The organism is Streptomyces sp. SM1, from assembly GCF_002910825.1.
GTDB lineage: Bacteria > Actinomycetota > Actinomycetes > Streptomycetales > Streptomycetaceae > Streptomyces > Streptomyces okerensis.
In genome coordinates, this window is the sequence record NZ_NEUB01000729.1 from 1 (window position 1) to 12,018 (window position 12,018).

The 12,018-nt window shown below is 72.8% G+C and carries 9 protein-coding genes and 2 pseudogenes; 8 read left to right on the forward strand and 3 right to left on the reverse strand.

Going from position 1 to position 12,018, the window contains the following annotated elements; translation table 11 throughout:
* Positions 1 to 2,638, forward strand: a 2,638-nt coding sequence (locus tag B9S61_RS21045; protein WP_181007463.1) for a beta-N-acetylglucosaminidase domain-containing protein, incomplete at its 5' end; no start/stop codon positions are given.
* 291 nt (positions 2,639 to 2,929) lie between these two features.
* Here the strand turns inward: B9S61_RS21045 and B9S61_RS21050 are convergent.
* Together B9S61_RS21050 and B9S61_RS21055 are read right to left on the reverse strand one after the other, a co-directional pair.
* A complete protein-coding gene (locus tag B9S61_RS21050; protein WP_103543650.1) occupies positions 2,930 to 3,124 on the reverse strand; it encodes a DUF397 domain-containing protein in 195 nt (64 codons plus the stop codon).
* 2 nt (positions 3,125 to 3,126) lie between these two features.
* Complete coding sequence (locus tag B9S61_RS21055) at positions 3,127 to 4,011, reverse strand: DUF5753 domain-containing protein (RefSeq protein WP_103543651.1); 885 nt, start codon at positions 4,009 to 4,011, stop codon at positions 3,127 to 3,129.
* Between the two features lie 180 nt (positions 4,012 to 4,191).
* On the opposite strand from B9S61_RS21055, the gene B9S61_RS21060 reads away from it, so the two are divergent.
* Positions 4,192 to 4,635, forward strand: coding sequence for an ATP-binding protein (locus B9S61_RS21060; protein WP_103543652.1), 444 nt, complete (start codon positions 4,192 to 4,194; stop codon positions 4,633 to 4,635).
* Between the two features lie 67 nt (positions 4,636 to 4,702).
* On the opposite strand, the gene B9S61_RS21065 is transcribed toward B9S61_RS21060, so the two are convergent.
* The gene (locus B9S61_RS21065; RefSeq protein ID WP_103543653.1) at positions 4,703 to 5,239 is read right to left on the reverse strand and encodes an HNH endonuclease; all 537 of its coding nucleotides are present in this window, start codon (positions 5,237 to 5,239) and stop codon (positions 4,703 to 4,705) included.
* Between the two features lie 315 nt (positions 5,240 to 5,554).
* On the opposite strand from B9S61_RS21065, the gene B9S61_RS21070 reads away from it, so the two are divergent.
* The 6 genes and pseudogenes from B9S61_RS21070 (at position 5,555) to B9S61_RS21095 (ending at position 11,407) form a co-directional block, all read left to right on the forward strand.
* Positions 5,555 to 6,640 carry a mechanosensitive ion channel family protein gene (locus tag B9S61_RS21070; RefSeq protein ID WP_103543654.1) on the forward strand — a complete coding sequence of 362 codons (1,086 nt, stop codon included), beginning with the start codon at positions 5,555 to 5,557 and terminating at the stop codon, positions 6,638 to 6,640.
* A 220-nt stretch (positions 6,641 to 6,860) separates the two neighbouring features.
* Positions 6,861 to 8,078, forward strand: a complete 1,218-nt coding sequence (locus tag B9S61_RS21075) for an ROK family transcriptional regulator (RefSeq protein ID WP_103543655.1) — start codon at positions 6,861 to 6,863, stop codon at positions 8,076 to 8,078.
* A gap of 52 nt (positions 8,079 to 8,130) precedes the next feature.
* A pseudogene (locus B9S61_RS21080) lies at positions 8,131 to 8,652 on the forward strand (ABC transporter substrate-binding protein); the annotation flags it as partial.
* Positions 8,640 to 9,170 (forward strand): annotated as a pseudogene (locus B9S61_RS21085) (carbohydrate ABC transporter permease); the annotation flags it as partial. The pseudogenes B9S61_RS21080 and B9S61_RS21085, both read left to right, overlap by 13 nt.
* A gap of 9 nt (positions 9,171 to 9,179) precedes the next feature.
* A complete protein-coding gene (locus B9S61_RS21090; RefSeq protein ID WP_103543656.1) occupies positions 9,180 to 10,445 on the forward strand; it encodes a 6-phospho-beta-glucosidase in 1,266 nt (421 codons plus the stop codon).
* Entirely contained in the window at positions 10,436 to 11,407 is a 972-nt protein-coding gene (locus B9S61_RS21095; RefSeq protein WP_103543657.1) for an N-acetylglucosamine kinase, read from the forward strand. Before B9S61_RS21090 ends, B9S61_RS21095 begins: the two co-directional genes overlap by 10 nt.
* The last annotated feature ends 611 nt before the right edge of the window (positions 11,408 to 12,018 follow it).

The window sequence follows — 12,018 nt, forward strand, 5'->3', positions numbered from 1 at the left end:
CGGAGCGGCCGACCCGTACGCCGTCGAAGCGCTCGGGGAGCTGCTGCGGGAGGCCGGGGCGCGCCGGTTCAGCGCCCCCGGCGCATCGGTGCCCGAGGGGGCGCTCGTGGTGCGCGTGGGCAGGGAACGTCCCTCGGGCGACCCCCGGCACGCCCTCCCGGCCGGCGGCTACACACTGACCGCCGGCCGGAACGCCGTCGCCCTCACGGGCGCCGACGGCGACGGCCTGTTCCACGCCGTACAGACCCTGCGGCAGCTGCTGCGCCCGGACGGCACGATCACCGCCGCCGTCGTACGCGACTGGCCGGGCACCGCCGTGCGCGGCGTCACCGAGGGTTTCTACGGCACCCCGTGGACGCACCGGCAGCGGCTGGCCCAGCTGGACTTCATGGGCCGCACCAAGCAGAACCGGTACCTCTACGCCCCCGGCGAGGACCTGCTGCGGCAGGCCCGCTGGCGGGAGCCGTACCCGGCCGGGCGGCGCGCGGAGTTCCGGGAGCTGGCCGATCGGGCGCGGCGCAACCACGTCACCCTCGGCTGGGCGGTCGCGCCGGGGCAGGCGACGTGCTTCGCCTCGGAGGAGGACCTGCGGGCGCTGACCCGGAAACTGGACGCGATGTGGGCGCTGGGCTTCCGCGCCTTCCAGCTCCAGTTCCAGGACGTCAGCTACAGCGAGTGGCACTGCGAGGCGGACGCCGACCGGTTCGGGTCCGGCCCCGGGGCCGCCGCCCGCGCCCAGGCGCACGTGGCGAACGCGGTGGCCCGGCACCTGGCCGGCCGCCATCCGGACGCCCCCGCCCTGTCGTTGATGCCGACCGAGTACTACGAGGACGGCTCGACCGCGTACCGGCGGGCCCTCGCGCCCGCCCTGGACGCGGGCGTCGAGGTGGCGTGGACCGGGGTCGGCGTGGTGCCCCGCACTATCACCGGCGGGCAACTGGCGGACGCACGCGAGGTGTTCGGGCACCCCCTGGTGACCATGGACAACTACCCGGTGAACGACTACGCCCCCGGCCGGATCTTCCTCGGCCCCTACCAGGGCCGCGAACCGGCCGTCGCCGCCGGGTCGGCCGCGCTGCTCGCCAACGCGATGGAGCAGCCCGAGGCGTCCCGCATCCCGCTGTTCACGGCGGCCGACTTCGCCTGGAACCCGCGCGACTACCGCCCCCAGGAGTCCTGGCGGGCCGCGATCGCCGACCTCGCCGGGGGTGACGCCCGGCGCGAGAAGGCGCTGACCGCGCTCGCCGGCAACGCCGCGTCCTCGGTCCTGGGCGGCAAGGAGTCGGCGTATCTGCGTCCGCTGATGGAGGAGTTCTGGCGGACCCGCCCGACGGCACGCGGCACGCAGGAGACCGGGGCGGCGGTCCGGCTGCGCGCGGCCTTCACCACGCTGCGCGATCTGCCGGGACGGCTGGCCGGCACGGGACTCGCCGCCGAGGTCGCCCCGTGGACGGACCGGCTGGCCCGTTACGGCGAGGCCGGCACCACGGCCCTGGACATGCTGCGCGCACAGCGGGCGGGGGACGCGGCCGCCGCCTGGACCGCCTTCCGCGCGCTGGGCGAGCAGCGGGAGGGTGCGGCCTCCGCGCGGGTGACGGCCGGCGAAGGCGTACTGGACCCGTTCCTGAGCCGGGCGCAGAAGGCCTACCGGAGCTGGGCGGGCCTCGACCACGAACCGCCCACGCGGACCGACGGCGAACGCACGCTCGACCTGCCGCACGCCCGCGCGGTGGACTCCGTGACGGTGCTCACCGAGCCGGGGACACACGGGACCGTGGAGGCGCGGACGCCGGGTGAGGGATGGCGCAGGCTCGGTGCGCTGTCCGCGAAGGGCGCCACCGAGCTGCGTACCGGCGGCGGACCGGTCGACACCGTCCGGGTCACCGGCGCGGATCCCGCCCGGGTACGGCATCTGGTGCCGTGGTTCGCGGACACGCCCGCCGCCTCCGTGGAGCTGCCCGGGGACCGCGCGGACGCCGATATCGGCGCCACCCGGCGGCTGACCGCCACCCTCGGCTCGCTGCGCCCCGACGAGGTGCGCGGCAGGCTCACCGTCGAGGCCCCGGAGAACCTCGTCGTCCGGGTGCCGAAGGAGGCCCTCACCGTGCCGCGCGGCACGCCGGTGGAGGTGCCGGTCGAGGTGACCGTGAAGCCGGGCACGCCCGTCGGGCCGTACGAGGTCCGGCTCGGCTTCGGCGGCGCGACCCGCACGCTGACGGTGCACGCCGTCCCCCGCACCGCCGGCCCCGACCTCGCCCGCACCGGCCGGGCGAGCTCCTCGGCCGACGAGACCCCCGACTTCCCCGCCCCGGCGGCGAACGACGGCGACCCCGGCACCCGTTGGTCCTCCCCCGTGGAGGACGACGCCTGGTGGCAGGTCGAGCTGGAACGCCCGGTGCGGCTGGGGAGGGTGGCGCTGCACTGGCAGGACGCGTATCCGTCGGCGTACCGCGTGGAGGTCTCGGCGGACGGCCGCGACTGGCGTACGGCGGCGGAGGTCCGGGACGGCCGGGGCGGCCGTGAGACCGTCCGCATGGACGAGCGGGACGTGCGCCACATCCGCGTCCAGGGCGAGAAGCGCGCGACGCGGTACGGGTACTCCCTGTGGTCGGCGGAGGCGTACGCGGTCGCGGACTGAGCGAGTACCGGTCCCGTTGGGAACTTCTCGGCGATCACCGGCCACACCGAACGCCGCCGCGATCGTGGTGGGCCCGGTCATCACCGTCCGCCCTCTCCGTGGGCGGCGCTCCTGGTCCCGCTCGCGGTCTACGTCACCTGTCTCCTGGCCGCGGCGGCGGCCCTGCCCCTGCTGCGCCGCTCGGTACGACCGGGGAAGCCACGGTACGTGTGAGGGCGCCCCGGGGTGTGGAGTCGGGCCCGGCGGTCCCCCGCGGGGTCACGTGCCGCGCCGGTGACCGTGGCACTGCGGTCACCTCCGAGCAGGGGGCCGCCCCCACACCTCCGTGAACCGCACCCACGCCTGCGGCGTGAGGCGGAGTATCGGGCCGTCGCCGGAGTTCTTGGAGTCACGGACGGCGACGGTGTCCGGGACGTTGACGGCGACCTCCAGGCACTCGCCGGCGGTGCTGCTGTAGCTGGACTTCACAAAGACGAACTCGGACACCGTCACATCTCCTGTCGGATTGCCTCGATGAGCTGAATGGAGTCCCGCTGGGCGAGGCTCTGTCGTGCCGTGCGGTCGAAGAGGTCGCCGTAAGCGCTGCTCGCCGCTTCGTTCTCCACCCACACGCTGGACGCGATGGTGTCGGCCTGGACCACGTCCATCGCCTCGACCTCGTTGAACGACAAGATGGTGAACGGGCCCGTGATGCACGGGTGCCCTCCAGCATGGAACGGCAGGACCCGAAGGCGTACGTTCTCAAGTCCGGCAACCTCGATCAGGTGGCCCAACTGCCGTCGCACGGTCGCGGAACCGCCGATCAACTGCCGCAACGCCGCCTCCCATACGACGGCGTACACCTCGAGCGGACGCTCCCCCGTCAGACGGTCCTGCCGGCGCATCCGGATGTCGACGACCCGCTCGATCTCAGCGGGGTCCTCCCAGGAGCCGACACCCTCGCTGACGGCCAGCGCGCGTGCGTACTCCGGAGTCTGGAACAGCCCCGGCACCAGCGAGAGCTGCCACGTACGGACACGAGTGGCCGCGTCTTCCATGGCGATGTACTCGGTCAGCGCGCCGGGGTGAGGTGAGTCCTGCCACCAGCCTTTCGCCTTGCGCCTCTCGCGGTCGAGTCTGGCCAGTTCCAGCAACTGGGCCACTGCCTTCCCGTCCGCCAGACCGTAGAACTCGCACAGCGCCCGGATGTCCGGATCACGCATCGGCACCCAGCCGCGCTCCATCTTGACGATCTTCGAGTTGGTCGCGCTGATGACCTCGGCGGCCTGCTGCTGCGTCTTGGCCGCAGCCTCCCGCAAGCGCAGGAGTTCCCCACCGAGCCTGCGCCCGAGGAGAGTTGACGTCCGGTTCCCGAGTTGCGTGGTTCGAGTCACCCCCACATGGTGCCGGATACGAGACGACCCTCGCGGAGACAAATGTCTCCGATCCAGTTACACCCGAAACGGGGATGTCGCTACGGTAAGTACCCAATCGCTCACTCGACGGAAGTGCACCGGCCTGCCCCACGCAGGCGCGGCAGAGACACCGTCGTCCCCACTCGGAGGCATCCCCCCATGGCAGAACCCGTGCGCTTGCCCGTGCCGCTCCCTCACGAGGACCGGCTCGACTACACGCCCACCCAGCGCAGCGTCCCCCTCGCCCGGCGCCGGGCCGCGCGGATCTGCGCCGAGTGGGGGCAGCCAGGGCTCGCCGGTGACGTCGCCCTCGTCGTGTCGGAGTTGATGACCAACGCTCTGCTGCACGGCAGCGTGCGGGGTCGGCTCATCCGCGTGCGGATCACTCTCGGTCACCGCACCCTTCGGGTCGAGGTGAGCGACCCGTGCGGTGAGCGGCTGCCGAGGCCGCGCAAGGACGAAGGTGCCGCCGATCAGTTCGGGCGGGGACCGCTCCTCGTCGAGGCCGTCGCCGGGCGATGGGGCTGGGAGCCACGGACCGTGGGCAAGACGGTGTACGCCGAGTGGGACATCCCGCCCCGGGACCCCTGCGCGCAGCCGTGATCACCCGACGCCGACGTGTTCACGGCCGTCCGCAGCACCCCCGGAACCGAGCGCCCCCGGCACGGTCTCAGGCGGAGATGCCGTCGATGCGGGCCATCACGTCGTCCGCGCCGTACGGCTGGAGGTACGGCAGCCAGCGCGGGTCCCGGTGGCCGGTGCCGATGATGCGCCAGGCCAGACCGGTGGGCGGGGCCGGTTTGTGGCGCAGGCGCCAGCCCAGCTCGATCAGGTGACGGTCGGCCTTCACGTGGTTGCAGCGGCGGCAGGACGCCACCACGTTGTCCCAGACGTGCTTACCCCCCCGGCTGCGCGGGATGACGTGGTCGACGCTGGTTGCGACGCCACCGCAGTACATGCACCGGCCCCCGTCACGGGCGAACAGGGCCCGCCGGGTGAGTGGAACGGGCCCCCGGTAGGGGACCCGCACGAAACGCTTGAGCCGGACCACACTGGGTGCGGGGAGCGTGACGGTCGCGCTGTGCAGATAGGCGCCGGTCTCCTCGAGGCAGACTGCCTTGTTCTCGAGGACGAGCACGAGCGCGCGGCGGAGCGGTACGACGCCGAGCGGCTCGTACGACGCGTTGAGGACCAGGACATGCGGCACGGATGGCCTCCTTGTACGCCGGCGGCGCGTGGCTCGCGCCGGGACGATCCGTAGTCAGTTTCCCCTCATGCCTGGTGGAAGCGCCACCATGTCCCGGTAACGGGCTGGGAGTGTTTTCGACCACACCCCGACGCGTCCCCGGGATCATGGCCTGTTCACGCCCGGGTGAGCACGGTCTCTGCTTCACACAGTGGTCCGAACCCCGCACAATGCCCCGTTAGTGTGGTGGTTCTGCCCCGTCCGGTGTCCCGATCGTGACCTTGCCGGACTTGACCGCCGCGCCAGGGGCGGATCGTGCACCTGGAGGTACCTGCCGTGTCCTTGTCCGCCGTCCTGCCGGCCGCCGGTCCGTCGCCGACGCCCTCGGAGTCCGGGACCCCGGTCGTCCCCTCGCTCCAGGACGCCCAGGAGAGCGCCACCAACGCCGCCGGCTGGGTCGAGGAGAACTGGTCGACGTGGCTGGCGATCGGGCTCAGGGTCCTGCTGATCCTGGTCATCGCGGTGGTACTGAGATTCGTGGTGCGGCGGGCGATCACCAAGATGGTCGACCGGATGTCCCGCACCGGTGGGGCGGTGAATCCCACCGGGCTCGGCGGTCTGCTGGTCAACGCCGAGCGGCGCCGGCAGCGCTCGCAGGCGATCGGCTCGGTGCTGCGCTCGGTGGCGTCGTTCCTGATCCTGGGCACGGCGGCGCTGATGGTCCTCGGCACCTTCCAGATCAATCTGGCCCCGCTGCTGGCCTCCGCCGGTGTCGCGGGCGTGGCGATCGGCTTCGGCGCGCGCAACCTGGTGACGGACTTCCTCTCCGGTGTCTTCATGATCCTGGAGGACCAGTACGGCGTGGGCGACTCGGTCGACGCGGGTGTGGCCTCCGGCGAGGTGATCGAGGTCGGGCTGCGGGTGACCAAGCTGCGCGGCGACAACGGCGAGATCTGGTACGTCCGCAACGGCGAGGTCAAGCGGATCGGCAACCTCTCCCAGGGCTGGGCGACCGCCAACGTCGACGTCACGGTCCGTTCGGACGAGGACCTGGACCGGGTGAAGGCCACGCTGAGCGAGGTCGCCGGGAAGACGGGCAAGGAGGAGCCCTGGAACGAGCTCCTGTGGAGCCCGATCGAGGTGCTCGGCCTGGATTCGGTGCTGCTGGACTCGATGGTCGTCCGGGTCTCGGCGAAGACCATGCCGGGCAAGTCGCTGACCGTGGAGCGGGAGCTGCGCTGGCGGATCAAGCGCGCCTTCGACGCGACCGGCATCCGGATCGTCGGCGGCGCCACGGCCCTGGAGGACGCTCCGGCCGCCGACCCGACGGCCGGTACGGCGGCCCCGTCCGCCTACGCGAGCTCGATCTCCCCGCAGTCGATCGCGGCGTCCCCGCTGCCCCCGCCGAACATCACGAAGTAACCGCCGGCTCGTGCGGGGCGGCACCCGGAACTCACCGGGTGCCGCCCTTTCCCGTGCCTCCCCTTGACGCCCCCTTCGCACCGGGCTTACGTTCCTCCTCACCCGACAGGAAACTTTCCTAACAGTGATCGGCCGGCGCTCGGCGGGACCGCCCCGGATGGACGTCCCGCACCGGCCGCTGAGAAGCTGGGCAGTCCGAGAAGGGCAGGTGTCGCACCCCATGGCAGGAACAGCCGGTACGCCGGGCACCCCGCGTGTGCTGCGCGCCATGAACGACCGCACCGCCCTGGACCTCCTGCTGGAGCAGGGGCCGCTGTCCCGCACCCGGATCGGCAAGCTCACCGGCCTGTCCAAGCCGACCGCCTCCCAGCTGCTGGCCCGCCTGGAAGCGGCCGGACTGGTCCTCGCCGGCGGCACCACCGAGGGACGCCCCGGCCCCAACGCCCAGTTGTACGAGGTCAACCCGGCCGCCGCCCACGCGGCCGGGCTCGATGTCACCCCCCGGCGGATACGGGCCGCCGTCGCCGACATCACCGGCCGCACGGTCGGCCACTACGAGCTGCCGACCCCCGGCCGGCGCTCCGCGACCCCCGTCGTCCAGCAGGTCACCGACGCCGTGGGCGGCGCGGTGAAGGCGGCGGGACTGTCCCGCTCCGACGTCCACCGCCTGGTCATAGGGACTCCGGGCGCCTTCGACCCGAACACCGGCCGGCTGCGCTACGCCTCCCACCTCCCCGGCTGGCACTCCCCCACCCTGCTCGACGAACTGGCCGCCGCACTGCCGATGCCGTTCGAGTACGAGAACGACGTCAACCTGGTCGCCCTCGCCGAACAGCGGCACGGCGCGGCCCGCGACCACACCGACTTCGTGCTGCTGTGGAACCAGGAGGGCCTGGGCGCCGCCCTGGTGCTGGGCGGCCGGCTGCACCGGGGCTGGACCGGCGGCGCGGGCGAGGTCGGCTTCCTGCCGGTGCCGGGCACGCCCCTCGTCCGGCAGGTCACCAAGGCCAACAGCGGCGGCTTCCAGGAGCTGGCCGGCTCCCAGTCCGTTCCGCGCATCGCCCACGAGCTGGGCATCGCGGACATCCCGCAGGGCCCGTACACCGAGACGGCGGCCACCCTCCTCGAACGCGCCGCGGCGGCCCCGGACGACGACACGCCCCACCGCCGCCTGCTCCAGACCTACGCGACCCGCCTGGCCACCGGTCTCGCCTCCCTGGTCTCCGTCCTCGACCCCGAACTCGTCGTCCTGAGCGGCACCGGCCTCACCTCCGGCGGCGAGGTGCTGCGCACCCTGGTCCAGGCCGAACTGGAAGAACTGGCCGCCCCCCGCCCCCGCCTCGTCCTGGGCGACGTCCGTGAACACCCCGTGCTGCGCGGCGCGCTGGAGAGCGCGCTGGCGACCACCCGCGACGAGGTCTTCGACACCTCCCGCTAGCCCGTCCCGTACGCCCCTTCCCCTCCCACCCCTGCCCCCAGGGAGCACCGCCATGCCCGGAATATCCAGAAAAGCGGCCCTCGTACTCGCCACCACCGCCTCCCTCTCACTCCTCACCACGGCCTGCACCGGCCAGTCCGGATCCGGCGCCACGGACGACCCCGACGCCGGGACGACCATCACCTTCTGGCACGGCTGGAGCGCGCCCGCCGAGGTGAAGGCGGTCCAGGAGAACGTGGACCGCTTCGAGAAGGCCCACCCCGACATCAAGGTCAGGGTCGTCGGCAACATCAACGACGACAAGCTCAACCAGGCGCTGCGCGCCGGCGGTTCGAAGGGCCCCGACGTGGTCTCTTCCTTCACCACGTCCAACATCGGCAAGTTCTGCTCCTCCGGCGCCTTCCTGGACCTGAAGCCCTTCATCGAGAAGTCGGAGCTCGACCTCGAGGCGACGATCCCGAAGCCGATGCTGGACTACACCCAGTTCGAGGGCACCCGCTGCGCCCTCCCCCTGCTCGGCGACGCCTACGGCCTCTACTACAACAAGGACGCCTTCAAGGCGGCCGGAATCTCTCGGTCATGCTGGTGATCTCGATGATGATGCTGCCGCCGCAGGTCGTCATCATCCCGATGTACCTGTTCTGGGCGAAGCAGCTGGACCTCTCCGGCACCCTCTGGCCCCTCATCATCCCGATGGCGTTCGGCGACGCGTTCTCCATCTTCCTGCTGCGCCAGTTCCTCCTCACCATCCCCGACGAGTACCTGGACGCGGCCCGCGTGGACGGCTGCGGCGAACTCCGCACGCTCCTGCGGGTCGTGGTCCCCATGGCCAGACCGGGCATCGCGGCCGTGGCCCTCTTCCAGTTCTTCTACGCCTGGAACGACTACTTCGGCCCGCAGATCTACGCTTCGGAGAACCCGGGCGCGTGGACCCTCTCCTACGGTCTGGAGTCCTTCAAGGGCGCGCACCACACCGACCGGAACCTCACCATGGCGGCGACGGTGCTCGTCATGGCCCCCGTGATCCTCGTGTTCTTCTTCGCCCAGAAGGCGTTCGTCGAGGGCGTCACCCTCACCGGAGTGAAGGGATAGGAGACACACATGAAACTCACCGTGGTCGGCGGAGGCTCGACCTACACCCCCGAACTCGTCGACGGCTTCGCCCGTCTGCGGGACACCCTCCCCGTCACCGAGCTGGTCCTCACCGATCCGGCGACGGAGCGCCTCGAGCTGATCGGCGCCCTGTCCCGCCGCATCTTCGCCCGCCAGGACCACCCCGGCACCATCACCACCACCGCCGACCTGGACGCGGCGGTGGACGGCGCGGACGCGGTGCTCCTCCAGCTCCGGGTGGGCGGCCAGGCGGCCCGTCAGCAGGACGAGACCTGGCCCCTCGAGTGCGGCTGCGTCGGCCAGGAGACCACCGGCGCCGGCGGCCTGGCGAAGGCGCTGCGCACCGTCCCGGTCGTACTGGACATCGCCGAGCGCGTACGCCGGGCCAACCCCGACGCCTGGATCATCGACTTCACCAACCCGGTGGGCATCGTCACCCGGGCCCTGCTGCAGGCCGGCCACAAGGCACTCGGCCTGTGCAACGTCGCCATCGGCCTCCAGCGCAAGTTCGCGGCGCTCCTGGACACCGACCCCGCCGGCCTCCACCTGGACCACGTGGGCCTGAACCACCTCACCTGGGAGAGGGCGGTACGACGGGGCGGCCCGGACGGCGAGGACGTCCTGCCCCGCCTCCTCTCCGCCCACGGCGGCACCATCGCCGCCGACCTCCGCCTCCCCCGCCCGCTGCTGGACCGCCTGGGCGTGATCCCGTCCTACTACCTGCGCTACTTCTACGCGCACGACGAGGTCGTACGGGAGCAGCGCACCAATCCCTCCCGGGCCGCCGAGGTGGCCGACATGGAACGCCGTCTGCTGGCCCTGTACGCCGACCCGGCCCTGGCCGAGAAACCGGCTCTGCTGGCTCAGCGCGGCGGCGCCTACTACTCCGAGGCGGCGGTCGACCTGGCGGCGGCCCTGCTCCGCGGCGCGGGCTCCCCGCACCAGGTGGTCAACACGTACAACAACGGCACCCTCCCCTTCCTCCCCGACGACGCGGTCATCGAGGTCCAGGCGGCCGTCGGCCCGAAGGGCGCGAACCCGCTCCCCGTCTCCCCCGTGGACCCCCTCTTCGCAGGCCTGACGGCCAGTGTCACGGCCTACGAGAACCTGGCCCTGGAGGCCGCCCTGCACGGCACCCGGGACCGCGTCTTCCGCGCTCTGCTGGCCCATCCCCTGATCGGCCAGTACGCGTACGCGGACAAACTCACCGACGACCTCGTCGCACACAACCGGGAGCACCTCACGTGGGCCTGACCGCGGGCGTCCTCGCCATCGACGCCGGCAACAGCAAGACGGACGTGGCGGTGATCGGGTCCGACGGGACGGTGCTGGCGACGTCACGCGGTGAGGGCTTCCGGACCCCCGCCGTCGGTCTGGACACGGCGATGAACACCCTCACCGCGACCGTCGACCGGGCCCTCACCGAGTCCGGCGCCGCGTCCGTCTGCCACGTCTCGGCCTGCCTGGCCAACGCCGACCTCCCCGCCGAGGAGGAACAGCTGACGGCGGCGCTGGCGGCGTGCGGCTGGGGCACGACCGTCGAGGTCCGCAACGACACGTTCGCGATCCTGCGCGCGGGGGTCGCCGAGCCGCGGGGGGTGGCCGTCGTCTGCGGCGCGGGCATCAACTGCGTGGGCACGCGTCCCGACGGGCGTACCGCCCGCTTCCCGGCCATCGGGCGCATCTCCGGTGACTGGGGCGGGGGTTGGGCACTGGCGGAGGAGGCGCTGTGGCACGCGGCCCGGGCGTCGGACGGGCGCGGGGAGCCGACGGCCCTGGCCGCCGCGCTGCCGGCGCACTTCGGGCTGTCCGGCATGCCCGCGCTGATCGAGGCACTGCACCTCGAACACGTGCCGGTGGCCCGGCGCCATGAGCTCACCCCGGTCCTCTTCGCCACGGCGGCGGAGGGGGACGGGATCGCCCGGGCGATCGTCGACCGGCAGGCCGAGGAGATCGTGACGATGGCCGTCGTCGCGCTGACGCGGCTGTCCCTGCTGGACGAGGAGACGCCGGTGGTGCTGGGCGGGGGTGTGCTGGCGGCACGGCATCCGCTGCTGGACGACCGGGTGCACGCGCTCCTCGCCGAGCGGGCGCCGAAGGCGGTGCCCCGGGTGGTGACGGAGAGTCCGGTGCTGGGGGCGGGGTTGTTGGGGCTGGACCGGGTGTCGGCGGGTGCGGAGGCGCAGGCGCGCCTGCGCGCGTATTACGCGGGCTGACGGTCGGGGGGTTGTGCAACCCGGCGCATTGCGGGTGCCCCGCGTGGGTGCGGCTTGCCGCCACCCCCGTGCAGGGTGCCCCGCATGGGTGCCGGGCGGGGGGTTGTCGCGCGGCCCGGCGCTCACGGGGTGCCGTCGCGCCCACCCTCCCCCATCGCCCCAGCGGCACGACTGCCCGCGGATACGGGGGTGGTGGGCGCCCACCCCTGAGGTCTCGGGGCACGACTGCCCGCGGGAACGGGGGCCCAACAACACGACTGCCCGCGGATACGGGGGTGGGTCGGCCGCGTGCGGGGCCTGGGGTGGATGGTGAGGGGGTGGGGTCGGTCGCGGGCGGTGGGGAGGGGACAGGGCGGGGGTGACCGCCCGCAGGGGCCGGCGCGTCCGCAGCGGTCACCGCCCGAGACACCGACTCCGCGCCGGACCGAGGACGGGCACCCCCGACCCGGCCAACAGCCCTGGGCGCCCACCCCCGGAGGGACAGCGGCGCCGCAGGCGTACCACGCGCACCCCACCCCACCCCACCCCGCAGGGAACCGGGTCGGACGTGGGGGCGTGTTCGTGGGCAGGGCGGGGTGAATTCCCGGCAATCGGGACGCAATCGGATCAAG

Bases quoted from the DNA above. Each gene is read 5' to 3' on its own strand.
- B9S61_RS21060 (WP_103543652.1), top strand. From the start codon at position 4,192: ATGGCAGAACCCGTGCGCTTGCCCGTGCCGCTCCCTCACGAGGACCGG.
- B9S61_RS21075 (WP_103543655.1), top strand. From the start codon at position 6,861: ATGGCAGGAACAGCCGGTACGCCGGGCACCCCGCGTGTGCTGCGCGCC.
- B9S61_RS21090 (WP_103543656.1), top strand. From the start codon at position 9,180: ATGAAACTCACCGTGGTCGGCGGAGGCTCGACCTACACCCCCGAACTC.